At 64.9% G+C, this 25663-nt stretch carries 20 protein-coding genes; 12 read left to right on the top strand and 8 right to left on the bottom strand.

What is annotated here, in order from left to right; translation table 11 throughout:
- Positions 1 to 77 precede the first annotated feature (77 nt).
- The 6 genes from ccoG to fnr all read left to right on the top strand — a co-directional run bounded on the left by ccoG (position 78) and on the right by fnr (position 6296).
- Positions 78 to 1496: a cytochrome c oxidase accessory protein CcoG gene (ccoG, locus tag RBB39_RS10685; RefSeq protein ID WP_239452526.1), complete on the top strand. Its 1419-nt coding sequence runs from the start codon at positions 78 to 80 to the stop codon at positions 1494 to 1496.
- Complete coding sequence (locus tag RBB39_RS10680; protein WP_045992153.1) at positions 1496 to 2017, top strand: FixH family protein; 522 nt, start codon at positions 1496 to 1498, stop codon at positions 2015 to 2017. Before ccoG ends, RBB39_RS10680 begins: the two co-directional genes overlap by 1 nt.
- Positions 2017 to 4491: a heavy metal translocating P-type ATPase gene (locus RBB39_RS10675; protein WP_045992154.1), complete on the top strand. Its 2475-nt coding sequence runs from the start codon at positions 2017 to 2019 to the stop codon at positions 4489 to 4491. Before RBB39_RS10680 ends, RBB39_RS10675 begins: the two co-directional genes overlap by 1 nt.
- Entirely contained in the window at positions 4488 to 4718 is a 231-nt protein-coding gene (ccoS, locus tag RBB39_RS10670) for a cbb3-type cytochrome oxidase assembly protein CcoS (RefSeq protein WP_045992155.1), read from the top strand. The genes RBB39_RS10675 and ccoS overlap by 4 nt, the downstream gene beginning before the upstream one ends.
- Positions 4715 to 5401 (top strand): sulfite exporter TauE/SafE family protein, encoded by a 687-nt coding sequence (locus tag RBB39_RS10665; RefSeq protein WP_045992156.1) that lies wholly within the window; start codon positions 4715 to 4717, stop codon positions 5399 to 5401. The genes ccoS and RBB39_RS10665 overlap by 4 nt, the downstream gene beginning before the upstream one ends.
- A gap of 154 nt (positions 5402 to 5555) precedes the next feature.
- Complete coding sequence (gene fnr / locus RBB39_RS10660) at positions 5556 to 6296, top strand: fumarate/nitrate reduction transcriptional regulator Fnr (protein WP_045992157.1); 741 nt, start codon at positions 5556 to 5558, stop codon at positions 6294 to 6296.
- A gap of 160 nt (positions 6297 to 6456) precedes the next feature.
- On the opposite strand, the gene ttcA is transcribed toward fnr, so the two are convergent.
- The 6 genes from ttcA to RBB39_RS10630 form a co-directional block, all read right to left on the bottom strand.
- Positions 6457 to 7416, bottom strand: a complete 960-nt coding sequence (ttcA, locus tag RBB39_RS10655) for a tRNA 2-thiocytidine(32) synthetase TtcA (RefSeq protein ID WP_083970319.1) — start codon at positions 7414 to 7416, stop codon at positions 6457 to 6459.
- 232 nt (positions 7417 to 7648) lie between these two features.
- Positions 7649 to 7888 carry a hypothetical protein gene (locus RBB39_RS10650; RefSeq protein WP_239452527.1) on the bottom strand — a complete coding sequence of 80 codons (240 nt, stop codon included), beginning with the start codon at positions 7886 to 7888 and terminating at the stop codon, positions 7649 to 7651.
- Positions 7889 to 7983: 95 nt separating this feature from the next.
- Positions 7984 to 8676, bottom strand: coding sequence for a 3'-5' exonuclease (locus RBB39_RS10645; protein ID WP_308812406.1), 693 nt, complete (start codon positions 8674 to 8676; stop codon positions 7984 to 7986).
- Positions 8673 to 10496 carry a DUF294 nucleotidyltransferase-like domain-containing protein gene (locus RBB39_RS10640; protein WP_045992158.1) on the bottom strand — a complete coding sequence of 608 codons (1824 nt, stop codon included), beginning with the start codon at positions 10494 to 10496 and terminating at the stop codon, positions 8673 to 8675. Before RBB39_RS10640 ends, RBB39_RS10645 begins: the two co-directional genes overlap by 4 nt.
- Before the next feature lie 102 nt (positions 10497 to 10598).
- Positions 10599 to 12392: a sodium:solute symporter family protein gene (locus RBB39_RS10635; protein WP_045992159.1), complete on the bottom strand. Its 1794-nt coding sequence runs from the start codon at positions 12390 to 12392 to the stop codon at positions 10599 to 10601.
- 38 nt (positions 12393 to 12430) lie between these two features.
- Positions 12431 to 12688 carry a DUF4212 domain-containing protein gene (locus RBB39_RS10630; RefSeq protein ID WP_045992160.1) on the bottom strand — a complete coding sequence of 86 codons (258 nt, stop codon included), beginning with the start codon at positions 12686 to 12688 and terminating at the stop codon, positions 12431 to 12433.
- 391 nt (positions 12689 to 13079) lie between these two features.
- On the opposite strand from RBB39_RS10630, the gene RBB39_RS10625 reads away from it, so the two are divergent.
- Positions 13080 to 17024 (top strand): NahK/ErcS family hybrid sensor histidine kinase/response regulator, encoded by a 3945-nt coding sequence (locus RBB39_RS10625; RefSeq protein ID WP_045992161.1) that lies wholly within the window; start codon positions 13080 to 13082, stop codon positions 17022 to 17024.
- Between the two features lie 88 nt (positions 17025 to 17112).
- Here the strand turns inward: RBB39_RS10625 and RBB39_RS10620 are convergent, their stop codons facing one another.
- Together RBB39_RS10620 and RBB39_RS10615 are read right to left on the bottom strand one after the other, a co-directional pair.
- Complete coding sequence (locus RBB39_RS10620) at positions 17113 to 18636, bottom strand: YdiU family protein (protein ID WP_045992162.1); 1524 nt, start codon at positions 18634 to 18636, stop codon at positions 17113 to 17115.
- 112 nt (positions 18637 to 18748) lie between these two features.
- Positions 18749 to 19447 (bottom strand): GntR family transcriptional regulator, encoded by a 699-nt coding sequence (locus RBB39_RS10615; protein ID WP_045992163.1) that lies wholly within the window; start codon positions 19445 to 19447, stop codon positions 18749 to 18751.
- 291 nt (positions 19448 to 19738) lie between these two features.
- Here RBB39_RS10615 and dctP point away from each other — a divergent pair, with 291 nt between their 5' ends.
- The 5 genes from dctP (at position 19739) to RBB39_RS10590 (ending at position 25660) form a co-directional block, all read left to right on the top strand.
- Complete coding sequence (gene dctP, locus RBB39_RS10610) at positions 19739 to 20734, top strand: TRAP transporter substrate-binding protein DctP (protein WP_045992164.1); 996 nt, start codon at positions 19739 to 19741, stop codon at positions 20732 to 20734.
- 67 nt (positions 20735 to 20801) lie between these two features.
- A complete protein-coding gene (locus RBB39_RS10605) occupies positions 20802 to 21359 on the top strand; it encodes a TRAP transporter small permease subunit (RefSeq protein WP_197037048.1) in 558 nt (185 codons plus the stop codon).
- A complete protein-coding gene (locus RBB39_RS10600) occupies positions 21359 to 22708 on the top strand; it encodes a TRAP transporter large permease (RefSeq protein WP_045992166.1) in 1350 nt (449 codons plus the stop codon). Before RBB39_RS10605 ends, RBB39_RS10600 begins: the two co-directional genes overlap by 1 nt.
- Positions 22709 to 22784: 76 nt before the next feature.
- Positions 22785 to 24140 carry a malonyl-CoA decarboxylase gene (locus tag RBB39_RS10595; protein ID WP_045992167.1) on the top strand — a complete coding sequence of 452 codons (1356 nt, stop codon included), beginning with the start codon at positions 22785 to 22787 and terminating at the stop codon, positions 24138 to 24140.
- Complete coding sequence (locus RBB39_RS10590; RefSeq protein ID WP_045992168.1) at positions 24137 to 25660, top strand: malonyl-CoA synthase; 1524 nt, start codon at positions 24137 to 24139, stop codon at positions 25658 to 25660. The genes RBB39_RS10595 and RBB39_RS10590 overlap by 4 nt, the downstream gene beginning before the upstream one ends.
- Positions 25661 to 25663: the final 3 nt, after the last annotated feature.

Here is a 25663-nt window from a genome sequence, read left to right as displayed (position 1 = left end):
TGGCCGCACTCGCCACCCACCTACCCGTCAATCGCTAGACTGGGGCTTCGGCCCCATCGACGCGATGTGAGTCTGCCATGAGCGACAAGATCCCTGCCCACGACGTCACCGACCCTGCGGTGTCGCACCATTCCCCCGACAGCCAGAGCATGTACGAGAGCCGCCGGCATATCTACGTACGCGAGATCAAAGGCGTGTTCCAGCGTGTCCGTCGGGTCGCCAACTGGGCGCTGATGCTCGGTTTTCTGCTGCTGCCCTGGATTCCCTGGGGTGATCGACCGGCGGTCTGGTTTGATCTGCCGGGGCGCGAATTTCATATCTTCGCCGCCACCTTCTACCCCCAGGAATTCGTGCTGCTGTCCTGGCTTCTGATCATCTGCGCCTTCGGCCTGTTCTTCATCACCGTCTTTGCCGGCCGTGTCTGGTGCGGTTACACCTGTCCCCAGAGCGTCTGGACCTTCCTGTTCATCTGGGTCGAGCACCGCATCGAGGGGCCGCGCAATCGTCGCATCAAGCTCGACAAGCGCTCCTGGGACGCCGACAAGGCCTGGCGCAAGAGCGCCAAGCACGCCATCTGGCTGATCATCTCGGCGGCCACCGGCATCACCTTCGTCGGCTACTTCACCCCGATCGGTGGCCTGGTGCTGGATCTTGCCACCCTCTCGGCCAGCGGCTGGTCCTATTTCTGGGTCGGCTTCTTTATCGTCTTCACCTACCTGAACGCCGGCTGGCTGCGCGAGCAGGTCTGCCTGTACATGTGCCCCTACGCCCGCTTCCAGTCGGTGATGTTCGATCGCGACACCCTGATCGTGTCCTACGACTACCACCGCGGGGAGCCTCGCGGCCCGCGCAAGCGCAACGCCGACCCGGCAGAGCAGGGCCTTGGCCACTGCATCGACTGCGACCTCTGTGTTCAGGTCTGCCCGACCGGCATCGATATCCGCGACGGTCTGCAGTACCAGTGCATCACCTGCGCCGCCTGCATCGACGCCTGCGACAGCGTAATGGACAAGATGGGCTACCCCCGTGGTCTGGTGCGTTACACCACCGAGCACGCCCTCGACGGCAACAAGACCCACCTGTTGAGGCCTCGACTGATCGGCTATCTGGTCGCCCTGGTGGTGATGATCGGCTTGTTCGTCTGGACCATCGCCGACCGCACACCGCTGGATGTGGATGTGGAGCGCGATCGCGCTCGGCTCTACCAGACACTGACCGATGGACGCATCGCCAACTCCTACGCCATGACCGTGCGTAACCTCGACAACCGCCCTCATCGCTACGTGATCGAGGTAGCCGGCATCGAGGGTCTCGAGAGCGACACCACCGCCATCGAGGTTCCCGCCAACCAGTCCCGCCAACTGGTGATGACCTTGAGCGTGAATCCTGATCAGATGGAACAACGCAGTGCCGATATCAGCGTTCGCGTCCTCGCCGAGGACGATCCGTCCGTGGCCATCGAACGTGAAAGCCGCTTTATAGGAGTTACCCCCTGATGTCCCTGTCCGATCCCCAGGTGCCGCCCTGGTACAAGCAGTTCTGGCCCTGGTTCCTGATCGCCCTGCTGCTGTCGTCGGTCACCTTCAGCATGGTCTACCTGGCCTTCTCGATCCGCTACTTCGACGGTTCGGTGCCGGACGATTACTACAAGGAAGGTCTGGCCATCAACGTCCAGCTCGAAAAGCAGCAACGTGCCGAGGCGCTGGGGCTGGCGGCCGAGCTGCGCATCGACGCCACCACCGGCGACGTGGTGGTAACACTCGATGGCGACGAACGCCCAGAGCGGCTGGATCTGGCGCTGAAGTTCCCCACCGATGGCGCCCGCGACCGGGCACTGGTGCTGACCCACACCCGTGCAGGCCACTATGTCGGCACCCTCGACCGCAATCTGCGCTATCGCTGGTACCTTCAGCTGCAGCCCCACGCAGAAGGCGCGTCAGGACAGCCTGAATGGCGCCTGACCGGCGAGGCAGAGTTCCCGCGGGAGACCTCCGTGCGCCTGACACCGGGACTCTGATGGCGGCCTCGTGCTACCACTGTGGCGCCCCGGTGGAGGCCACAGCACCCTGGTCGATCACCCTGGATGGCCAGCGCCATCCGCTGTGCTGCCCGGGCTGCGAGGCGGTGGCCCAGGCCATCGTCGGCGGCGGCCTGGACAGCTACTATCGCTTTCGCACCGCCCTGCCGGAGCGCCCATCGCCGACACCCGCCGACGAGGCCCGCTATCAGGTATTCGACGATCCGGGCCTGCAGGATCGTTTCGTGCGTCAGGATGGCGACACCAAGGTAGCGACCCTGGCGGTGGATGGCATCACCTGCGCCGCCTGCGCCTGGCTGATCGAACACCGCCTGAATGCCCTCGACGGCCTGGAGAGCTGCGCTGTCAATCTTTCCCAGCATCGCCTTCAGGTGCGCTGGGATCCCGAACGCCTGTCGCTGTCGCGCCTGCTGGCCGAGATGGCTGCCATCGGCTATCCCTCCCAGCCCTACGAGCCGGACCAGGCTCAGCAGCGGCTCAAGCAACAGTCGCGCCAGATGATAAGGCGCCTGATCGTGGCGGCCGTCGGCATGATGCAGGTGCTGATGTTTTCCATCCCGCACTACGTCGACGGCGGTGATCTCAGCACCGAGTTCGAGCGTCTGTTTGCCTGGCTATCGCTGGCGCTGACCACTCCGGTGGTACTGTACTCGGCCCAACCCTTCTTCGTCGGCGCCCTGCGCGATCTGCGAACCCGCGTGCTGGGCATGGATGTGCCGGTGGCGCTGGCCATCGGTGGTGCCTTCGTCGCCAGCACCTGGTCGGTCGTGAGCGACTCCGGGGACCGCTACTTCGACTCGGTCAGCATGTTCACCTTCTTCCTGCTGTTCGGACGCTACCTGGAGTCTCGCGCCCGTACCCACTACGGCCGCAGCGGCAATGCCCTGGCCAGCGCGCTGCCGAGTGCCGCGGTGCGCCTCGACGAGCAGGGCGATGAACGCGTCATCCCTGCCAGTCAGCTGGCGCCTGGTGACCGGGTTCGGGTCAGCCCCGGCGCCCAGATTCCTGCAGATGGCACCCTTACCTCGGGCCTGGCCCAGATCGACGAGTCGCTGCTGACCGGCGAATCGCTGCCCTGCCTGCGTCGCCAGGGAGATACCGTGCACGCAGGTACCCTGTGCATGGACAGCCCGATCGAAGTGATGGTCACCCGCGTCGGCGACGATACCCGCGCCGCCGGCATTCTCGATCTCACCGACCGTGCCTTCGCCCATCGTCCACGTATCGCCCGCCTGGCCGAGCAGGTGGCCCATCGCTTCGTGTTGAACCTGCTGGTCATCACCGCCCTGGTGGCGCTGGTCTGGAGCCTGATCGACCCTAGCCGCAGCCTGTGGATCACCCTGTCGGTACTGGTGGTGACCTGCCCCTGCGCCCTGGCGCTGGCGACCCCCACCGCCCTGACCGTGGCCCACGGCCGGCTGAGACGTGCCGGGGTACTGGTGACCCGAGCCGATGCGCTGGAGACCCTGGCCGGCCTCGATCGCGTCGTCTTCGACAAGACCGGCACCCTGACCCGGGGGCGTATGCAACTCGCCGAACACCGGCCGCTGAGCGACGACGAAGGAAGCGCCAACAATGGCGAGATGGACGCTGCCGCCAAGCGCCGGCATCTGGCACTGGCGGCGGCACTGGAGACCGGCTCGGAGCACCCCATCGCCCGCGCCTTCGCTGCCTGGCGCGACGCCAGCTGCCAGGCCAGCGAACTGCGCAATCACCCGGGGCAGGGCGTGGAAGGCGTGATCGACGGCCGGCGCTGGCGACTGGGCCAGCCGCATTTTGCCTGCCTGGGCCGACCCGTTCCTGAGCTCCCTGGCGCAGGGCTTTGGTTGCTGCTGGCCAGCGAAGGCAAGCCCCAGGCCTGGTTCAAGCTCGACGATCAGCCCCGTGACGACGCCGCCGAGACCCTCGCCGCCCTCGCCCATCGGGGGCTTGCCATCGAGATCCTGTCGGGCGACCGCGCAGTCAACGTCGGCCAGCTTGCCCGCACGCTGGGCGTCGATCAGTGGCGTGGCGAGGCCACCCCCGAGGACAAGCTCGGGCACTTGAAGGCGCGACAGGCACAGGGTGAAAAGGTGGCCATGGTCGGTGATGGCATCAATGACGTGCCGGTACTGGCCGGCGCCGACCTTGCCATCGCCATGGCCGGGGCCAGCGACCTCACCCGCACCCGCGCCGATCTGGTATTGCTGGGCGAACCGCTCACGGGTATCGTCGAAGCCATCGAGGTGGCCGGTCAGACCCGTCGCATCATTCGCCAGAATCTGTCCTGGTCGGTGCTCTACAATGTCGTGGCGCTGCCCGCAGCGGCGCTGGGCTTCGTGCCCCCATGGCTTGCCGCCATCGGCATGTCACTCAGCTCGTTGCTGGTCATCGGCAATGCCCTGCGTCTGCGACGTGGACGCACCAGGCGGACCGCGACGCCTTCACCCGTCACCGCAAGCCCCGGCCCATGAGCATCCTTTACCTGTTGATACCCTTGTCGTTGATCCTGCTGGGCCTGGCGGTCTGGGCCTTCTTCTGGGCGGTGCGCAACGACCAGTTCGAGGACCTCGAAGGCCCCGCCTATCGCATCCTGTTCGAGGATGAGGACGACACTCGCGGTGCCGATGACGGCGCTTCCTCTTCCGAAACGCCTGCGCAGACATCCGATCGTGATCCATCGTCCAGAGGGCCTGAGTGAACCCTACCGGCCTGGAACTGCCTCCCATGATGGCGGCCTTCGTGTTTGGCCTGCTCGGTGGTGCACACTGTATTGGCATGTGCGGCGGCATCATGAGCGCTCTGACCTTTGCCATCCCCCCCAGCATGCGTCAACCTTGGCGGGTGAGCACACTTGTGCTCGGCTACAATGTAGGTCGTATCACCAGCTACTGTGTGGCGGGCGCTCTGGTTGCCACCCTGGGTTCGGTGATCGGCCTTTCGCCGACCCTGCGTGGCCTGATGCAGATCGTCGCCAGCCTGATGTTGATCCTGATGGCGCTTTACATTGCCGATCTATGGAAAGGCCTGCGTCACGTCGAGGCACAGGGACGTCACCTCTGGAGGTACCTGGAACCCGCAGGCAGACGCCTGTTGCCGGTGGTGCGTCTGCCCCAGGCGGTGGCGCTGGGCGCCATCTGGGGCTGGCTGCCCTGTGGCTTGGTGTACTCGATGCTGGCCTGGAGCCTGGCACGGGCCGAGCCCCTCGAGGGCGCACTGCTGATGGCGAGCTTCGGTCTTGGCACGCTTCCGGCGCTGGTGGTGACGGGCCTCGCCGCCAGACAAATGCAGGCCCTGCTGGCGCATCGGGCAACACGCCTTGTCGCCGCTGGCATGATCATCGCCTTTGCCGTCTGGCAACTTTGGACTGGGCTGCATCAATGACGCATCCTACCTCTAAGTTATTAATCCTAAAGAGGTAGACGCCACTTTTAGCTGATCTGAGGGTGTAGAATAGTGCCATCAACGTGCTGTACGGGCGACGTCTGTTCTCCCCATGGCCCAGTCAATATCGATCCCAGATCCACAGGAGCTGCGAATGAGTCCTACGGCCCAAGATCGGCGGCGTCCCATGCTGCATGAGACTCGCTGTGAGTCCTGCAGCCTGAGTTCCTTGTGCCTTCCGCTGTCGCTGGAGACCGCCGACCTCGAGCGCTTCGATTCCATCATCCGTCGTCACCCGCCGATCAAGAAAGGTACACGATTGGTCGAGCAGGGAGATCGCTTCACCAGCGTCTTCGCGGTCCGATCGGGGAGTCTCAAGCAGATCACCACCGAAGGCAGCGGCGAAGCTCAGTTGACCAACTTCTTCCTGCCCAGTGAACTGGTTGGCCTGGATGGCATCGACGACGGCCGCTATCCCGGCAGCGTGGTGGCGCTGGAGACCACCACGGTGTGCGAGATTCCCTTCGACCGCCTCGATGCGCTGACCCAGACCCTACCGGAGCTGCGTGCCCAGCTGTTCCGCACCCTGAGCAAGGAGCTGCGAGAGGACCGCCGGATGATGCAGCTGCTGTCACGCAAGACCGCCGATCAGCGCCTGGCCTGCTTCTTCCTCGGCCTGTCTGACCGCTTCCGCCGCCGCGGCTATTCACCGTTCAGCTTCCGCCTGTCCATGTCCCGCGCCGACATCGGCAATCACCTGGGGCTGGCGGTGGAAACGGTCAGCCGTATCCTCGGGCGTTTCCAGCAGCAGGATCTGGTGGCGGTATCGGGACGTGAGGTCAATATCCTCGACCTGACCGCGTTGTCGACCCTGGCCGACACCGAAGTTACCTGAGCGGGCCTGGCGGCAGTGTGCCGGGCTTGGCCAGCAGCGCCCGGTACCCAGGATCTGGAAAGCAAAGCGTAATAGATGGCGTGTGACAAGAAAGAGGCCGCATCCGGAGATGCGGCCTCTTTTGCTGTCATGGCGTCATGCACATTCGCTGTTGGCGAGATCAGCCGGCATCCACCACGTCGATGCGCCGGGCCTGGCGTTCGGCCTGTACGGCCTCCAGCCCCTCGAAGTCGAACAGTTGCCGATCCGCCAGCTGCGACGGCGCCACATTGGTCACCGCCTTGAACATGCTCTCGAGGCGCCCGGGATGCTTGACCTCCCACTCGGCCAGCATCTCCTTGACCACCTGGCGCTGCAGGTTGGGCTGGGAACCACACAGGTTGCACGGGATGATCGGGAACTCCATCGCCTCGCTGTAGGCCTGGATATCGGCCTCGCGGCAGTACGCCAGCGGGCGGATGACGATGTTCTTGCCGTCGTCGGAGAGCAGCTTGGGCGGCATCGCCTTGAGGCTGCCACCGAAGAACATGTTCAGAAACAGCGTCTCGAGAATGTCCTCGCGGTGGTGGCCCAGGGCGATCTTGGTCGCCCCGATCTCCTCGGCGAAGCCATAGAGAGAGCCGCGCCGCAGGCGTGAGCAGAGCGCGCAGGTGGTCTTGCCCTCCGGCGTCTTCTCCTTCACCACCGAATAGGTGTCGCGCTCGAGGATGTGGTAGTCCACGCCGATGCTGTCCAGATAGTTCGGCAGCACATGCTCCGGAAAGCCCGGCTGCTTCTGATCCAGATTCACCGCCACCAGCGAGAAGTTGACCGGCGCGTTGCGCTGAAGGCTGCGCAGGATCTCGAGCATGGTGTAGCTGTCCTTGCCACCAGACAGACACACCATGATCTTGTCGCCTTCCTGGATCATGCCGTAGTCGATGATGGCGTTACCGGCCTGGCGGCGCAGGCGCTTCTGCAGCTTGTTGAACTCACGCCGTGCCTTGGCCTGAACTTGGGCTTCCGTCTGATCGCCATCCGCAGCAGGGTCGGCCGGGCTGACGCCGGCATCGATCGAGAGATGGTCATCCTCGGGGGTACGGGGATCGAACAGGGTGGCGGAGGCGGACTGTGGCGACATGGGAGCGGGACATCACGGCTGAAAATGAAAGAGGCGCCAGTCTACCATCCGGACGCTTTAGTGGCGAAGAGGTCAGCGACCACTCACCCCGGCGAGGACAATAAGGGTGGGGCTTTTCGTCGGCAGCTCATCGGAAACCGCCAAGGACGACACCGCCGTAGTGGCGCCCTTGCGCGTCGTGGCCTGGTCTGGCCTGGCAAGTCGAAGAACGCAAGTGCCTGTCAGCCAGGCCCTAGACGACGTTCAGCGCCAGCAGATAGCGCACCACCACGCCCAGCAACAGCAGCAGGATGCCGGCACGTTGCCAGCCAAACTCGCGCACGGTCAGGGTCAGGCGCTTCTCCCAGAACTTGACCATGCCCCACAGGTCCCGGGTACGGCGATAGTACTGGAGGTAGGCCACCAGCACCGAGACCAGGCCCAGCGCCAGCAGCGTGGGCTCGAGAAGGGTCAACATGGCGTGCAGACTCATGACAGGATCTCCTTGCAGGTGAATGGTTGCCGGTGCGGGCGGCACCGGGTCAGCGCGGATGACGGCAACGGGTCAGCGCGGATGACGGCAACGGGTCAGCGCGATGGCGCCGTGAGTGCCCCGCTCTCCAGGCGCAGATGCATCAGCGCCGTGGTGACGGCGTCGCCCAGGGCCGTATGGCGTCCCATGATCGGGACTCCAAGTCGCTCTGCCAATTGTTCAAAGGTCGGCTGCACCTCGATTTCCGGGTGACTTCGGCGCAGCCGCTTGCGGTACTGCTGGGCCACGTCGATGGTGGCGTTGGGCAGCGAGAAGCCAAACTCCGCCTTCAGGTAGCGATCCAGCATGGCCAGGTCGAAGTCGATACACCAGCCGACCAATGGGCGATTGCCGATAAATTCCAGCAGCGTCGTCAAGGCCTCGCGTACCTCGAGGCCGCCTTCCAGGTCGACCCCTCGCAGGCGATGGATGCAGATGGAGTCACCACTCAGACTGGCAGGACGCGCGAGCCGCAGGTCCAGCGACTCGCTGGTCAAGACGCGATCGTCACGGATGCGCACCGCAGCGATGGACACCAGCTCCGCATGACGGGTATCCAGACCGGTGGTTTCGCAGTCCAGGGACACCAGCTCATCGCCGGTATAGGGATTGAACAGCCAGGCGAAATCGCCATCGGCCTGCCGACGCCTGTCGGCCACACGCCTGATCGCTCTCAGCATCGGGTACTCTCCCAAGCGAAACCATTGACGCCAAGGCAGCTTGCCCTGGGGGGCTGCCTCGACACTCATGCATACTCCAGGTGATAGCGGTGGGACAGGCTGGCCTTGAACTCCTTGACCAGGTGCAGCGCCTCGCGCAGCAAGTCCCGCTCCAGTGAATTGAGCGACTGCACCACCACCCTGTCCGGGGCGTCCGTGGCCCGGGCATCGTCGCGCCGGTAGGCCAGCTGCGCCCGAAGCCGAAGCTCACAGAACAGCGACAACGCCTCGCCGAGATCCTCCGCCACCACTCGCTCGATGCGCCCGAGTGACGCCAGCGCCGCCAGCCGGTCGTGGGTCGAGGTCTCGCGCAGCCCGCACTCCAGCGCCATGGTGCGAACACCGTGGACGATGGGAAAGATGCCACCCTTCTTGATGTCGACGCCGTGCTCGGGCTTCTTCAGCGTTCCAAACAGGGTCAAGGGCGTCGAGAACCGCAACACTCCCCTCGCCAGATGGGTCAGCAACAGTTCATTGCCCCGTGTTTCTTCGACCAGCACGTCGTGGAGTCGGTCCACCAGGGCAAAGTCACCGGCCACCCCCGAGGCGTCGGCAAGCACCGCCAGACGCATCAGGCTTTCTCCGTCGGGTTCGCTGACCCAGCGACGGATGCGCGCGCGCCATTGCGCAAGGGTGCCGACCCACTGGGGGTTGGAGACCATGATGTTGCCCGGGCAGCGAGGATAGCCCAGATCGTCGAGCACGCTGGTGAACCGCGCGGTATCTGCGCTGAGCTCGTCCCACTGCTGGTCATCGGCCAGGATCAGCGCATTGTCCTGGTCGGTCTTCAGGATCTGCTCGCCGCGCCCTTCGCTGCCGAGCACCAGCAGACAGGCGCGCTCGCGCTGAGGGGACGGCATCGAGAAGTGCCAGGCCTTGCTGATGATGCGCCCATTGAGCGCCGACAGCATGCCCATGGCGAAGCGCATGCGTACCCCTTGGGCCATCAGCGCCTCGACCAGCTCCGGCGCACGCTGACTTGCTTCGCTGAGCGAGGCCAGGGTCGTCGCCTGCTCGACCTGCAGGCTGACCACGTAGCTGCGGCTGGAAAAGAAGCTGAGCACATCGGTCAGCTCCACGACACCGATCAGCCGCTGGCCCTGAAGCACCACCACCCTGGCCACCTTGTGGCGGGTCATCTCGATCAGTGCCTCGAACAGGTACTGGCTTTCATCCACCGTCACCAGCGACAGATGAGCGATACCACCGACCTCGGCATCACCGTCGCACCCCTCCAGCACCAGGGCCTCGAGCAGGTCGGTCTTGGTCAGCATGCCAGGACCATCGGGCGTCTCGACCAGCAGGCTGTCGGCGCCCTTGTCCTTGAGGGTCAGCACGGCGTCGCGAATGCATGTCGTCGAGCCGACCTTGAGCGGTTCACGCATGCACTCGTTCACCCGGGCGAGCATGAATCCGGCCAGGGTGACCCCGCCCTCGGCGCGACGTTCGGCCAGCAAGCGCGTCTTGCTGATCAGGCGCTGGTGAAAGTAGTCCGAGAAGGCGGCGTTGTTCTCGCACAGCGACAGAAACAAGGTGTGCGGCATCAGATAACACAGGCTTTCTTCTTCGGCGACGAAGCGGTAACGGCTCTGGCCGTTGATCACGCTGATGGCACCGAACAGATCGCCCCCGGTGTAGTGGCCGATGCGCCCCGCGGCGGGGCCCTCGGCCGGGTCCAGTTCGGCGACTTCGCCCTTGTGGATCACAAAGACGAACTCGCCGGACTGCCCTGCATCGAGGATCACGTCATCCCGCCCGTAGTAGGCGATATCCAGCCCGCCCAGGACCCGCTCGCGCTCGGCCTCGTCTAGCAATGAAAACGGTGGATGAGTGAAGTCGATGTCGATCATGTCTGCTCCATGACCGACCCCGGCGAGGCCGGGGTCGGGGAGTGTTGTCGTCTGGCAGGGGGCGACGGATGGTGGGCCGACGCCCCTGCCTGATGGCCCGCTCTAGTGAGCGTGGGCCTCCCCCGCGCCTCTCGGCACACGCACGTTCTCCACCAGTTCCTGGATGTGCTCCGGCGGTGCCGCGGTTGCCCGCGAGACCACGAAGGCCACGATGAAGTGGAGGATCATGCCGAGGGTACCGATACCCTCCGGCGAGATGCCGAACCACCAGATCGAAGGATCGGTGTTGATGAACTTGGTGTAGACGATGTAGATGAAGGTGAAGCTCAGACCCAGCACCATGCCGACGATGGCCCCTTCGCGGTTCATGCGCTTGTCGAAGATGCCAAGCAGGATCGCCGGGAAGAAGGACGAGGCAGCAAGACCGAAGGCAAAGGCCACCACCTGGGCCACGAAGCCCGGCGGGTTGATGCCGAAGTAGCCGGCCACCACCACCGCCACCGCAGCAGCACTACGCGCCGCCAGCAGCTCCCCCTTCTCGCTGAGGTTCGGATTGATCTGCTTCTTGATCAGGTCATGGGACACCGCCGCCGAGATCACCAGCAACAGACCGGCTGCAGTGGACAGCGCCGCGGCCACGCCACCGGCGGCCATCAAGGCGATCACCCAGGCCGGCAGGCCGCCGATCTCGGGGTTGGCCAGCACGATGATGTCACGATCGATATAGACCTCGTTGGGGCTGTCGGTAGGCGTATTGGTCACCACCCGCTGCCCGTGCTCGCCGGGAGTTTCCTCTTCCAGCGGGCCGCTTTCGAAGGTCGGCTTGCCCTCGAACGGCGCGCCCGGCCCCATCTGCACCCGACCGTCGTCGTTCTTGTCGAGCCAACCGATCAGGCCCACGCCTTCCCAGCTCTTGAACCAGGCCGGTGCCTCTTCGTAGCTGGTCTCGTGTACCGTCTCGATGATGTTGGTGCGGGCGAACACGCCGACCGCCGGAGCGGTGGTGTAGAGCAGTGCGATGAACACCAGCGCCCAGCCGGCGCTGACCCGGGCGTCACGCACCCGCGGCACGGTGAAGAAGCGCACGATGACGTGGGGCAGACCCGCGGTACCGCACATCAGGGCGGCGGTGATAAAGAACACGTTGATCATCGGCTGGCTGCCGTCGGTGTAGGGCGTGATGCCCAGATCCGTCAGCAGACCGTCGAGACGATCGAGAATGTACTGGCCGCTGTCGTTGCCGGCGGCATCGACGAAGGTGGCACCGAGCCCGGTCTGCGGCAGCACGTGGCCGGTCATCATGATCGACAGGAACACCGCCGGCACGATGAAGGCGGTGATCAGCACGCAGTACTGAGCCACCTGGGTGTAGGTGATGCCCTTCATGCCACCGAGCACCGCGTAGAAGAACACGATGACCATGCCGATGACCACGCCCAGATTGACCTCGACTTCGAGGAAACGGGCGAAGACGATACCGACGCCGCGCATCTGACCGGCGACATAGGTAAAGGACACGAAAATAACGCAGATGACCGCCACGGTACGGGCGATATTCGAGTAGTAACGGTCACCGATAAAGTCCGGCACCGTAAACTTGCCGAACTTGCGCAGGTAAGGCGCCAGCAGCATGGCCAGCATGACGTAGCCACCGGTCCAGCCCATCAGGTAGACCGAGGCGTCGTAACCCAGATAGGCGATAAGGCCCGCCATGGAGATGAAAGAGGCCGCCGACATCCAGTCTGCCGCGGTAGCCATGCCATTGGCGGCAGGGTGGACGCCGCCGCCGGCGACGTAGAAATCCTTGGTAGACCCGGCACGCGACCAGATCGCGATACCGATGTAGAGCGCGAAGGACGCCCCTACAAATATATAGGTAAGTAGTTGTACATCCATGGAATCAATTCCCGTTCATTGACGTTATTTTGCGGGTGTCACTGTTCGTGGACGTCGTACTCTTCATCGAGCTTGTTCATCTTCCAGGCATAGAAAATGATCAGCACGATAAAGGTGTAGATGGATCCCTGCTGTGCAAACCAGAAGCCGAGCTTGAAGCCAAAGAACTGGATATTGTTGAGTACATCCACCAGCAGAATGCCGAAGCCATAGGAGACGATGAACCATACGGCCAGACAGCCGAGGATGGTTCGTATGTTTCGTTTCCAGTAGGCCTGTGCGCTCTTGTCTAGCATAAGGCTACCCTCAAGAAGTGGTTTGATCGCCAAATGCCGCCGCAAAGACGACACAAAGGCTCGAGAAGCAGACTAGACAAAATGGCCTTTCCTGGAACGATAACTTTAGTCGAAAAGCATAAATGCACTGCACCAAGAAAACTATTAAACAAAGCATTTCAGTAAGTTACAAGTATTCCTGGAATATTAGCCGATGGTCTATCACTACAAAGGTGCAATCCACCTTAGTCGCGATTCAAGGCCTTGAGACCAGGCAATGCCTTTCCCTTGATGGCGCAAAATTCCGTCAATGCTTCGCACTTCAGGCGCCCGAATCGAGGCAACCACGCTGCGCCCCTGCCGAGCAGGCCGCCAATGCCCTAGAATGGCCGCTGACGTCGAGGAGGTGCCCATGTTTGCCGGTTGGCTATTGATCGCTGTTTCACTGCTCTACATCGCCGTGCTGTTCGCCATCGCCTGGCGCGGCGATCGTCGTGCACGCCACCTGGGGGCCAGCCATCGCCGCCCGCTGGTCTACAGCCTGGCGCTGGCGATCTACTGCACCTCCTGGACCTTCCACGGCGCCGTGGGCCAGGCGGCGACCTCCGGCTGGTCGTTCGCCAGCATCTTCGTCGGTCCGGTACTGACGCTTCTATTGTTCTGGCCGGTACTGGCCAAGATGGTGCGGGTCGCCAAGCACCAGAACGTCACCTCGATCGCCGACTTCATCGCCTCTCGCTACGGCAAGACCCAGTCTCTGGCGGCCTTCGCCAGCCTGGTCGCGCTGATCGGCACCCTGCCCTACATCGCCCTGCAGTTGAAGGCAGTGTCCACGTCCTTTGCCGTGCTCACCGACGCCTCCGACATCACCCAGGCGCCGCTGTTCGGTGACACCGCTTTCTATGTGGCCATCGTCATGGCGATCTTCGCCATCCTGTTCGGTACCCGCCATACCGACGCCACCGAGCACCACGAGGGCCTGATCCACGCGGTGGCCTTCGAGTCGCTGGTCAAGCTGGTGGCCTTCCTGATCCTCGGCGCCTACGTCACCTGGGGCATGTTCGATGGCCTGCAGGACCTGATGACCCGGGCCGACACCCACCTGCAGCTGCAGCGGCAACTGGCCCAGCAGGACTTCGGCCAGAGCTTCTGGGCCCAGACCCTGCTGGCCATGCTGGCGATCCTGTGTCTGCCGCGTCAGTTTCACGTCACCGTGGTGGAGAACACCCACCGCGACGACGCCGCCCGCGCGCGCTGGATGTTCCCGCTGTACCTGGTGCTGTTCGCCTTCTTCGTGTTGCCGCTGGCCGCCGCCGGCCTGACCATCTTCGCCGGCACCGACGTATCACCCGATACCTATGTGCTGTCGCTGCCGATGGCCGCCAACCAGAGCTGGCTGGCCCTGCTGACCTTTATCGGCGGCTTCTCCGCCGCCACCGGCATGGTCATCGTCGCCGCCGTGGCGGTCTCGATCATGATCTCCAACGAGATCGTCATCCCGGCGCTGTTCCGCATGCGCTGGTTCGACACCAAGGCCCGCGACTACGGCCGCCTGGTCCTGCGGGCACGGCGCATTACCATCGCCGTGATCCTGGCCATGGCCTATGGCTTCTATCAGCTGATCGGCGAATTCACCTCGCTGGCCTCCATCGGCATGCTGTCCTTTGCCGCCGCCGCCCAGTTCGCCCCGGCGCTGATCGGCGGGCTCTACTGGAAGCGCGGCAATCGCCTGGGGGTCATCGTCGGCATGAACGCGGGCTTCGCCATCTGGGCCTACACCCTGCTGTTGCCAGCGATGATCAACGCCGGAGTATTGCCCTCCGGCTGGCTCCAGGGTGGGCCGCTGGGGATCGCCTGGCTGTCACCGACCTCGCTGTTCGGCCTGCACGTGGGTGACAGCTTTACCCACGGCGTGATGCTGTCGCTGGGGGTCAACCTGGTGGCCTACATCTTTGTCTCCCAGGTAACCCCTCAGCGGGTGGTGGAACGGATTCAGGCGTCGCTGTTCGTCGACAGCGTCGAGACCCGCCAGACCTCGGTCAATCGCCCCTGGACCGGGGCTACCACGGTCGGCGACCTGAAGGTGCTGTGCCAGCGCTTCCTCAGCGCCGGCCAGGTCGACCGCGCCTTCTCGGACTACGCCCGGCGCAACGGCAAGGCGCTGGAAGACAGTGCCCGAGCGTCCATCGACGTGATCCAGTTCACCGAGCGCTTTCTGGCCTCGGTGCTGGGCGCCTCGTCGGCGCGGATCGTCGTCAACTCGGCGCTGCAGGGGCGTGGCATCGGCATCTCCGACGTCATCTCCATCGTCGATGAGGCCTCCCAGGTGCTGGAGTTCAATCGCGCCCTGCTCCAGGCCACCATCGAGAACATCAACCAGGGCATCAGCGTGGTGGATCAGAACCTGCGCCTGGTGGTGTGGAACCAGCGTTATCTGGAGCTGTTCCGCTTCCCTGACCACCTGATCCGTGTCGGCGCGCCGATCGACCGCATCTTCCGCTACAACGCCCATAACGGCGAGTACGGCCCCGGCGACCCGGAAGAGCACGTGGAATTGCTGCTCGACAACATCCGCGAGGGCCAGCCCCACCGCTACGTGCGATATCGCCAGGACGGCAGCGTGCTGGAGGTCCAGGGCAACCCCATGCCCGGTGGCGGCTTCGTCTACACCTATCAGGACATCACCCAGCAGAAACGCACCGAAGAAGCGCTGATCCGCTCGGAAAACAATATCCGCATCTATACCGACAACGTGCCGGCGCTGATCGCCTACTTCGACCGGGAGTGTCGCTACCTCTTTACCAACCGTGCCTACGAGCAGGCCTTCAACATCAACCGCAACGAGGTCATCGGCAAGAAGGTGACCCAGGTGATTCCGGAGACCATGGCCGAGGAGCGCATTCCCTGGATTCAGCGCACCCTGAGTGGCGAAAGGGTCAGCTTCGAGGTGTCGCTCGAGATCACCAACGAAGGCCTGCGCTACATGCTGGTGACCTATACTCCGCACTTCGGCGACAGCGGCGCGATCCTCGGCTTCTTCGCGCTCTATCAGGACATTACCGAGCGCCGGCGGGCCGAGATCGCCCTCAAGGAAACCAACGAGACCCTGGAGGAGCGGGTACGCTCGCGCACCCTGGCCCTGTCCGAAGCCAACGCCGCGCTGCGCCAGGAGAACCGGGTGCGCGCCGAAGCCGAGCAGGCCCTGCGCCAGGCCAAGCAGGTGGCCGAGGACGCCAACGCCTCCAAGACGCGCTTCCTGGCCGCAGCCAGCCATGACCTGCTGCAGCCACTCAACGCGGCGCGGCTGTTTACCTCGGCGCTGTCCCAGGACATGGGCGCCGAGGACATGAAGCGCACCATCGGCCATATCGACAGTTCGCTGCAGTCCGCCGAAGAGCTGCTCGGCACCCTGCTGGATATCTCCAAGCTGGACGCCGGCGCGCTGACCCCCAGACGCAGCCATTTTGCGCTGACCGACATCCTGCGCCCGCTGCAGGCCCAGTTTGCGGTGATGGCCGAAGATCGCGGCCTGGATCTCAAGGTGGTGGGGTCGGCCCTGTGGGTGGACAGCGACAGCCAGATGCTGCGCCGAATCATTCAGAACTTCCTGTCCAACGCCATCCGCTACACCCAGGAAGGCCGGGTGCTGCTGGGCATTCGACGGCGCGGCGAGCGCCTGCTGATCGAGGTATGGGATAGCGGCCCCGGCATCCCCGAGGCCAAGCAGGCCGAGATCTTCCAGGAGTTTCGTCGCCTGGATCAGGCCTCGCGCCACAAGGAAAGCGAGAAGGGACTGGGCCTCGGCCTGTCCATCGCCGACCGCATGAGCCGGGTGCTCGACCACCCCATCCGGGTGCGCTCCTGGGTCGGCGTGGGCACGGTATTCTCGGTCAGCGTGCCCAGGGTCGAGGCGAAGGCCCCGGCCGAGGACACGGACTCCCGGCCTGCGCGCAAGGTCGCCAGCAAGCTCGACGGCAAGCGCATCCTGTGCATCGACAACGAGTCGCTGATCCTCGAGGGCATGAAGGCGATGCTGTCGGGCTGGGGCTGCGAGGTGTTCACCGCCACCTCCATCGGTGGCGCCAAGTCGGTGCTGCGCCATCTGGACGACGACCCCGACGCCATCCTCGCCGACTATCACCTGGACAACGAGGTCACCGGCCTGATGGCGCTGGACGCCCTGGGGGAGCGCCTGACCGGCGCGGTGCCCGGTATCGTGATCACCGCCGACCGCACCGAGGAGGTGGCCGAAGAGGTCCGCCGCGGCGGCTACCAGCTGCTGCTCAAGCCGGTGCGCCCGGCCGCCCTGCGGGCACTGCTGACGCGCACCCTGCAGGCCAGCCAGGCACCGCAGTAGCCGGCGCGAGCCGTGCTGGCGAAAGTTCTGTCGGCGTAAGCCCTGCTGGCAAGCAGCCCACCGGCGGCCGCGGCGCCGGTGGGGCCCCTCAGGTACCGCAGAAGGTTCTGAGCACTCGCTCGTCGCGCCCGGGCGGGGCCAGCAGGCTGGTATCGTCCGGGGTCTGGTAGGGCCGGGTCACGGCGGCGAGCAGCGTCTCGAATACGCTCAGGTCGTCGTCATCGATGGCGGCGCGAATGGCCTTCTCGACCAGATGATTGCGCGGTATCACCTGGGGGTTGGCCGCCGCCAGGCGCGCGCCGACGACCTCGTCGGCGACGCCTTCACGGGCCAGACGCTCGCGCCAGCGCGGCAGCCAGGCCTCGAGCCTGCCACTGCGCTCGAAGCCCTCGGCAAGCGCTGCCTCATCGCCGGCCAGCGCCCGTGGCAGATGGGCAAAGCTCAGGGTGAAGTCGGCGTTGCCCTCTTCCATGGCCTTGAGGAAGTCCTCGCCCAGGGCCAGGTCCTCGTCTGCCACCTGGCCCCCCTGACCATCGGTCGAGCGGCTTTCCGGCTGGCCTTGCGAGTCATCAGCCCCGAGTCCCAGCTTGGCACGCAGCACCGCCGTCCAGGCGGCGTCATGGCACTCGGCGAAGGCCTCGATGGCCTCGGTGGCCAGCGCCACCGCTCGCTCCTGATCGTCACTGATCAGCGGCAGCAGCGTCTCGGCCAGGCGCGCCAGGTTCCACTGGGCGATGGCCGGCTGGTTGTCCCAGGCGTAGCGGCCGCGCTCATCGATGGAGCTGAACACCCTGTGCGGGTGGAAGGCGTCCATGAAGGCGCAGGGACCATAGTCGATGGTCTCCCCCGAGATCGCGCAGTTGTCGGTGTTCATTACCCCATGAATAAAGCCGAGCCCCTTCCACTGGGCGACCAGGCTGGCCTGGCGCTCGACCACCGCCTCGACCAGCGCCAGCGCGCGCTCGGCCTCGGGCAAGTCGGCCAGCTCGGGGTAGTGTCGCTCGATGCAGAAGTCCACCAGCAGCGACAGCGCCTCGCTGTCACGGCGGGCGGCAAAATACTGAAAGGTGCCGACCCGCACATGGCTCGAGGCTACCCGGGTCAGTACCGCCCCGGGCTCCACCATCTGGCGCACCACCTGCTCGCCGCTGGCCACCGCCGCCAGCGCCCGGGTGGTGGGCACCCCCAGTGCGGCCATGGCTTCTGACACCAGATACTCGCGCAGCACCGGTCCGATCGGCGCGCGACCATCACCGCCGCGGGAAAAGGGCGTGCGTCCGGCGCCCTTTAGCTGGACCTCACGCAGGCCGCCGTCTCGATGGGCTAGCTCGCCCAGCAGGATCGCCCGACCATCGCCGAGCTGTGGCACGAAGTTGCCGAACTGATGCCCTGCGTAGGCCGCGGCGATCGGCGTCGCTCCATCGGGCACGGCGTTGCCACCGAGCACCTCGGCGGCACGGGTCGCGTCGAAGGCGTCAAGGTCGAAACCCAGCGCCTCGGCCAGCGGACGATTGAAGGCCAGCAGATGCGGCGCCGCCACAGGGGTGGGCGCCATCTCGGCGCGCATACGATCGGGCAGGGACGCATAGCGCCCGGAAAAGGCAGGAAACATGGGCTGCTACCTCAGGCTGGCAAGTGGGATGCCGACTACCCTCGGCCCTGCCTGTGGTGGTCGTCAAGCGACATTGCTTGCGACACCACCATCCCGGTACGGCAGAGCCCGGCTAGTTCGAGGCAGTGGCGCGTCGCAACTCGCCCCCACCCTCCTCCAGCTTGCGCACGCTGGAGACAAAGTCGCTGAAGCGCTCGCCCTGGATCAGCACGTGGTCACGCAGGATGCGCTCGGCGCTCTCGGCATCACCGGCTTCGATCGCCTGGAGCACCTCACGGTGTTCATCGAGCGAGCTCTGCATGCGTGAACGCACCTGCAATTGCAGGCGTCGATAGGGCTTGAGCCGCTGCTTGAGGGTCTGGGCCTCTTCGGCCAGGAAGGCGTTGTGGCTGGCCTGATAGATGACGCTGTGGAAGGCTTCGTTCTCGTAGTAGTAGTCGTCGCTGTCACCGGTCTCGCCGGCGCGGCGACATCCTTCGAAGGCGTCGCGCAAGGCCTTGAGTTCATCGGCTGAGATTCTCCGCGCCGCCAGTCGACCGCACATGCCCTCGAGTTCGGCCATCACCTCGAACATCTCGATCAGTCGCTCGAGCCCTAGCCTGGCGACAAAGGTGCCCTTCTTGGGGTAGACGGTCACCAGGCCACTGGCCACCAGCTGCTGGATGGCCTCGCGCACCGGGGTACGCGATACCTGGTAGGTCCTGCACAGCTCTTCGGGGTCCAGTCGCTCACCCGGCGTGCGCCGACCATTGATGATGTCGTCCTCGAGAGAGTCCCGCAGACGCTGGGCGTTGGAGGGCTTCTTGCTCATATGGCTGTCCCCTGGCTGTCCCTTGGCTGAACTCGAATCGTTCCAGCATATCCTGTCCTGATGCGACTGACCCCTCGGCGCCCTCACTCCACCATGGTCTAAGCCCTACGAATTGACAGGAATATACATGCTGGCTATTGATGTATACATCATAGCAGATAAAAAATGTTTGACCTCTATCCCCCGCGCCGACCTCGGCGCGTTTATCCCACCACCACAACACTGATCATCACGCTCGCTACAACACCCACTACAACAATCATCACAACAACAACGCCTCGAGGAGTCACCATGAAACGCCAAGCTCTCACTCTCGCCGTCGCCGCCATCGCCACCGCCAGCGCGTCCATTGCCAGCGCCGAGACCACCCTGCGCGTGTCCCACCAGTTTCCCGGTGGCCAGGGCGACGTGCGCGACGAAATGGTCCAGTTGATGGCCAAGGAGGTCGAAGCCGCCGACGTCGACCTGGCCCTGCAGGTCTATCCCGGTCAGTCGCTGTTCAAGGCCAAGGAGCAGTGGGGCGCGCTGGTACGCGGCCGCCTGGACATGACCTCGCTGCCGCTGGACTACGCCAGCGGCCGCCACCCCGAATTCTCGGCCACCCTGATGCCGGGTCTGGTGCGCAATCACGAGCGTGCCCAGCGCCTCAACGACTCCGAGTTCATGGACATGATCAAGCAGGTGATCGAGGACGCCGGCGCCCGGGTGCTGGCCGACGCCTGGCTGGCCGGCGGCTTCGCCTCCAACCAGCAGTGCATCACCTCGCCCGACACGGTGCAGGGACAGACCATGCGCGCGGCTGGCCCGGCGTTCGACGAGATGCTGGCCACCGCCGGCGCCTCCATCGCCTCGATGCCTTCGTCGGAGATCTACACCGCCATGCAGACCGGCGTGCTCGACGGCGCCAACACCTCGTCGGGTTCCTTCGTCTCCTATCGCATCTACGAGCAGGTCAGCTGCCTGACGGCGCCGGGCGAGAACGCCCTGTGGTTCATGTACGAGCCGATCCTGATCTCCGAGCAGAGCTGGAACGGGCTCAACGAGGAGCAACAGCAGGCACTGATCGACGCTGGCGAGAAGGCCGAGGCGTACTTCGCCGAGCAGGCCGCCCAGCTCGACCAGACCATGGTGGAAGTGTTCGAGGAAAACGGCGTCGAAGTGGTCCAGATGTCCCAGGAAGACTACGACGCCTGGCTCGAGGTAGCGAAAGAGAGCGCCTACAAGAGCTTTGCCGAGAACGTCGACAACGGCCAGGCACTGATCGACGCCGCCCTGGCGGTGGAATAGACCGAGGTGGGCGCGGCCGCTGGCCGCGCCTCGTCGTTCGTCGCTGTCGTGTCACCTCGGAGGCTCCATGTCACACACACCGTCCCACTCTCCCCCTCACGTCTCTGCACCCGCAGCCCCCGGTTCCCGGCGACATGCCTCCGGCCCGGTGGGCGCTTTCTGTCGGCTGATGGACCGGCTATCCATCGCTATGGCAGTGGTGGCCGGCGCCGCCCTCTTTGCAGGGGTGCTGGCCGTCTGCCACATGATCTTCGTGCGCTACCTGCTCGGTGAAAGCACCACCTGGCAGACCGAATTCGCGATCTTCTCGATCACCGGCGCCATGCTGCTGGGCGCCCCCTATGTGCTGCTGACCGGCGGCCAGGTGGCGGTCACGGTGCTGCCCGATGCGCTCAAGGGCGGCATCAAGTGCGCCATGAACCTGATCGCCTCGCTGTGCGGCCTGGCCTTCTGCATCGCCCTGGCCTACGGCTCCTGGCTCTACCTGCTGGAGGCCTACCACGGAGGCTGGACCACCGGCACGGTATGGAATCCGCCGCTGTGGCCGGCGCTGGTGCCGCTGGCACTGGGCTCGACCCTGCTGGCGCTGCAGTACCTGGCGGAAATACTGGGAGGAGCACGCTGATGGATCCAGTTACCAGTGGCATCCTTATCGTTACCGCCCTGTTCGTGCTGATGGCCATCGGCACGCCCATCGCCTTCGCCCTCGGCGGCGTGTCGCTCGCCGCCCTGGTGATGGACCGGGGCGTCAGCGAGCTGACCTACTTCGGCGAGACCTTCTTCGGCAGCCTGGCGTCGTTCGGCTTCGTCGCGATTCCGATGTTCATCCTGATGGGTGCTGCCGTGGCCTCCTCCCCCACCGGCCGCGACCTCTACCGTTCGCTGGACCTGTGGCTCGGCAAGGTGCCGGGGGGACTGGCCATTTCCAATATCGGTGCCTGCTCGATCTTCGCCGCCCTGTCCGGCTCGTCGCCTGCCACCAGCGCCGCCATCGGCAAGCTGGGTATCCCCGAGATGCGCAAGCGCGGCTATCCCGACGGCGTGGCGGCTGGCTGCATCGCCGCCGGCGGCACCCTGGGCATCCTGATTCCGCCCTCGGTCACCATGATCGTCTATGGCATCTCCACCGAGACCTCGATCGGACGGCTGTTCATCGCCGGCGCCCTGCCCGGCATCATGCTGGCGCTGTTGTTCATGGCCTGGACGTTGATCGCGTGCAAGCTGGCCGGTGGCTATGACACCCCCAGCCCCGTCGCCGATGCCGCCCGCGAGCTCAAGGACACCGTCGCCAGGAACGTCGAGACCAACATGAAGGCGCTGGTGCGGGTGCTGCCCTTCCTGGTGGTGGTCAGCGGTATCCTGTTCGCCCTCTACGGCGGTGTCGCCACGCCCTCGGAGGCGGCCGGCGCCGGGGCCTTCCTGTGTCTGGCCCTGGCCATCGTGGTCTACCGCATGTGGCAGGTGAAACCGCTCACCACCATCATGCGCGACGCCCTGCGCGAGAGCGTGATGATCATGCTAATCATCGCCTGCGCCGAGATCTTCGCCTACGCCCTGTCGTCGCTGTTCATCACCCAGACGGTGGCCGAGGCGATCGCGTCACTGGAGGTCAATCGCTGGGTACTGATGGGGATCATCAACGTCTTCTTGCTGGTGGCCGGTTTCTTCCTGCCGCCGGTGGCGGTGATCGTGATGACCGCGCCGATCCTGCTGCCGATCATTCTGGCGGCCAACTTCGACCCTTACTGGTTCGCGGTGATCCTGACCATCAACCTGGAGATCGGCCTGATCACCCCACCGGTGGGCCTTAACCTGTTCATCATCAAGGGGATCGCACCGGATATCGCGCTCAAGGACATCCTGCTCGGCAGCCTACCCTACGCCCTGTGCATGGTGCTCGGCATCGTGCTGCTGTGCTTCTTCCCGGGCATCGCCACCTGGCTGCCGGACCTGATCATGGAGAGCGCCGGATGATCCCGACGCCGACGCGTGTGACCAGCGGGCCACCAGGCCCGCTCCCACCTGGCCCAGCCCCGAGGAGATGTCCCCGATGAACTTCAGCTTTCTGCAGGAACTGTTCTCCAGTATCACACAGCGTGACGCCTTGCTCAGACGCCGGGGCGATGGCCCGCCGCTGGAACATACCCAGGTGATCGACGCCTGTCGCAAGCTTCTGGAAAGCGATGGCGAGGCCTCCAGCATCGCCCTGGCCGGCCAGGCCCTGGACGGCTACAGCTGCCTCGATGAAGACGAGAAGACGCGCTTCTTCCAGTGCCTGACCGAGCAGTTCAGTGCCGATCCCGAGGCCGTCGACGGCGCCTACGAGTGCTACCGGGACAGTCGCGGCAATGTCGACCTGCAGCGACTGTTCGAGGCCTGCGAACCGCAGCGCCAGGAGCTGTTGCGCCGGCTCAACCTTACCGCCGGCGGCACCTATGAGCTGGTGCGCATGCGCGAGGACCTGCTGCCCCGGCTCAAGGCCTTCCCGGCGCTGGAGGCGCTCGATGCCGACTTCGCCCACCTGTTCGCGTCCTGGTTCAATCGTGGCTTTCTGGTGCTCAAGCGGATCGACTGGAACACCCCGGCGGCGGTACTGGAGAAGATCATCCGCTACGAGGCGGTGCACGAGATCTGCGACTGGAACGACCTGCGCAGGCGCCTCGACGCCCGGGACCGGCGCTGCTTCGCCTTCTTTCACCCGGCCATCGGCGACGAGCCGCTGATCTTCGTCGAGGTGGCCCTGACCAGGGGCATGCCCGAGCGCATCCAGCCGATCCTGGACGCCAACCACGAGGCCATCGAGGCCGAAGACGCCGACAGTGCGGCCTTCTTCGGCATCAGCAACTGCCAGGTCGGCCTGCGCGGCATCTCCTTCGGCAACTTCCTGATCAAACAGGTGGTCAAGGAGCTGAAGTCGGAACTGCCGCGGCTGAAGAACTTCGTCACCCTGTCACCGGTACCCGGCTTTCGCGCCTGGCTGGACGCCGAGCGCCAGGACCAACGCGGTCGCCTCGACGACGACACCCGCGCCCTGCTGGCCGAGCTCGATCACGACGACTGGCTCGAGGACCCCGAGCGCAGCAAGGCCCTGGGTGAGGTGATCAAGCCGCTGGCCGCTCACTACCTCACCAAGGAGCGCAACGCGCGCAATCTTCCGCTGAATACCGTCGCCCGCTTCCATCTCGGCAATGGCGCCGAACTGCACCGCATCAACTGGCTCGGTGATACCTCTCGCCGGGGGCTGTCACAGTTCGGCTCACTGATGGTCAACTATCTCTACGTGCTCGACGACATCGAAGGCAACCATGAGCGCTACACCACCGAAGGCAAGGTGGCCTGCTCGTCTCAGGTCAGGGACCAGCGTCGTCGCGCCCGCAAGCACTTGAAGGGAGATCCCGTCACATGAATCACAACCTCTTTGCCACCTTTGAAAAGCGCATGACCGAGCGTGGCGACGCGCCCTTCATCACCACCCGCGAAGGCCGTGACTACCGCTACAGCGATGCGCTGGAAGCGGTGGCCAGGCTCGCCGGGGCGCTGGTCGCGCTCGGCGTGGGGCCCGGTGACCGGGTCGCCGTCCAGGTCGACAAGAGCCCCGAGGCGATCCTTCTGTACCTGGCGAGCCTCAAGGTCGGCGGAGTCTACCTGCCGCTCAATACCGGCTACACCAGCGAGGAGATTCGCTACTTCCTCGGTGACGCCGAACCCGCCCTGTTCGTCTGCCGCCCGGATTCACTCACGGCCGCCCGCGAGGTCGCTGCCTCCTGCGGTGGCGCCCGAGTCGAATCCCTGGGCACCGCCGCCGACGGTAGCCTGATGGAGGCCGCCGAGGCGGCCACACCGGTCACCGAGATGCTCGAGCGCGGGCCGGATGACCTGGCCGCGATCCTCTACACCTCCGGCACCACCGGCCGCTCCAAGGGCGCCATGCTGAGCCATCGCAATCTTGGTTCCAACGCCGAGTCGCTGGTCGAGGCCTGGCGCTTCAACGAGCACGACCGGCTGATCCATGCCCTACCGATCTTCCATACCCATGGGCTGTTCGTGGCCTGCAACGTGATCCTGATGGCCGGCGCCAGCATGCGCTTCCTGGCGAAGTTCGACCCGGACGTCATCTTCGAGGAAATGGCCGAAGGCACCACCATGATGGGGGTGCCGACCTTCTACACCCGGCTGCTCAAGGATCCCCGCCTGACCCGCGAGGCCACCGCCCGCATGCGTCTGTTCACCTCGGGGTCGGCGCCGCTGACGGCGGAGACCCACGAGGCCTTCGAGGCCGCCACCGGCCACGCCATCCTCGAGCGCTACGGCATGACCGAAACCAACATGAACACTTCCAACCCCTACGACGGTGATCGCATCGCCGGCACCGTGGGCATGCCGCTGCCCGGCGTCGAGGTACGCATCACCGACCGAGAGGGGGGTGACCATACGCCGCTGCCCCAGGGCGAGATCGGCATGCTGGAGGTGCGCGGCCCCAACGTGTTCCAGGGCTACTGGCGGATGCCCGAGAAGACCGCCGAGGAGTTGCTGGAAGATGGCTTCTTCATCACCGGCGACCTGGCCCAGATCGATGAGCGGGGCTATGTGCAGATCGTCGGACGCGACAAGGATCTGGTGATCTCCGGCGGCTACAACGTCTACCCCAAGGAGGTCGAGGGGCATATCGACGAGATGGACGGCGTCGCCGAATCCGCGGTCATCGGCCTGCCCCACCCTGACCTGGGCGAAGGGGTGACCGCGGTGGTGGTGCCCGCCGAAGGCGCCTCGCCCCAGGAGGCCGACGTCATCGCCGCGCTGAGCGACAAGCTGGCCCGCTACAAGCAGCCCAAGCGGGTATTCTTCGTCGAAAGCCTGCCGCGCAATACCATGGGCAAGGTGCAGAAGAATCAGCTGCGCGATCGCTTCAAGGACACCTATCGCTGAGTC

It is taken from the genome of Halomonas sp. MMSF_3323 (assembly GCF_030733595.1).
Taxonomy (GTDB): Bacteria; Pseudomonadota; Gammaproteobacteria; order Pseudomonadales; family Halomonadaceae; genus Halomonas; species Halomonas litopenaei.
This window is presented reverse-complemented; position numbering and strand designations above follow the sequence as displayed.

What these genes read in the sequence shown, in the direction of transcription:
- RBB39_RS10600 (WP_045992166.1), top strand. Translation starts at nt 21,359, where the DNA reads ATGGATCCAGTTACCAGTGGCATCCTTATCGTTACCGCCCTGTTCGTG.
- ccoS (WP_045992155.1), top strand. Translation starts at nt 4,488, where the DNA reads ATGAGCATCCTTTACCTGTTGATACCCTTGTCGTTGATCCTGCTGGGC.
- fnr (WP_045992157.1), top strand. Translation starts at nt 5,556, where the DNA reads ATGAGTCCTACGGCCCAAGATCGGCGGCGTCCCATGCTGCATGAGACT.
- RBB39_RS10650 (WP_239452527.1), bottom strand. Translation starts at nt 7,888, where the DNA reads ATGAGTCTGCACGCCATGTTGACCCTTCTCGAGCCCACGCTGCTGGCG.
- RBB39_RS10595 (WP_045992167.1), top strand. Translation starts at nt 22,785, where the DNA reads ATGAACTTCAGCTTTCTGCAGGAACTGTTCTCCAGTATCACACAGCGT.
- RBB39_RS10680 (WP_045992153.1), top strand. Translation starts at nt 1,496, where the DNA reads ATGTCCCTGTCCGATCCCCAGGTGCCGCCCTGGTACAAGCAGTTCTGG.
- ttcA (WP_083970319.1), bottom strand. Translation starts at nt 7,416, where the DNA reads ATGTCGCCACAGTCCGCCTCCGCCACCCTGTTCGATCCCCGTACCCCC.
- RBB39_RS10625 (WP_045992161.1), top strand. Translation starts at nt 13,080, where the DNA reads ATGTTTGCCGGTTGGCTATTGATCGCTGTTTCACTGCTCTACATCGCC.
- RBB39_RS10620 (WP_045992162.1), bottom strand. Translation starts at nt 18,636, where the DNA reads ATGTTTCCTGCCTTTTCCGGGCGCTATGCGTCCCTGCCCGATCGTATG.
- RBB39_RS10605 (WP_197037048.1), top strand. Translation starts at nt 20,802, where the DNA reads ATGTCACACACACCGTCCCACTCTCCCCCTCACGTCTCTGCACCCGCA.
- RBB39_RS10675 (WP_045992154.1), top strand. Translation starts at nt 2,017, where the DNA reads ATGGCGGCCTCGTGCTACCACTGTGGCGCCCCGGTGGAGGCCACAGCA.
- RBB39_RS10645 (WP_308812406.1), bottom strand. Translation starts at nt 8,676, where the DNA reads ATGAGTGTCGAGGCAGCCCCCCAGGGCAAGCTGCCTTGGCGTCAATGG.
- RBB39_RS10590 (WP_045992168.1), top strand. Translation starts at nt 24,137, where the DNA reads ATGAATCACAACCTCTTTGCCACCTTTGAAAAGCGCATGACCGAGCGT.
- ccoG (WP_239452526.1), top strand. Translation starts at nt 78, where the DNA reads ATGAGCGACAAGATCCCTGCCCACGACGTCACCGACCCTGCGGTGTCG.
- dctP (WP_045992164.1), top strand. Translation starts at nt 19,739, where the DNA reads ATGAAACGCCAAGCTCTCACTCTCGCCGTCGCCGCCATCGCCACCGCC.
- RBB39_RS10635 (WP_045992159.1), bottom strand. Translation starts at nt 12,392, where the DNA reads ATGGATGTACAACTACTTACCTATATATTTGTAGGGGCGTCCTTCGCG.
- RBB39_RS10615 (WP_045992163.1), bottom strand. Translation starts at nt 19,447, where the DNA reads ATGAGCAAGAAGCCCTCCAACGCCCAGCGTCTGCGGGACTCTCTCGAG.
- RBB39_RS10640 (WP_045992158.1), bottom strand. Translation starts at nt 10,496, where the DNA reads ATGATCGACATCGACTTCACTCATCCACCGTTTTCATTGCTAGACGAG.
- RBB39_RS10630 (WP_045992160.1), bottom strand. Translation starts at nt 12,688, where the DNA reads ATGCTAGACAAGAGCGCACAGGCCTACTGGAAACGAAACATACGAACC.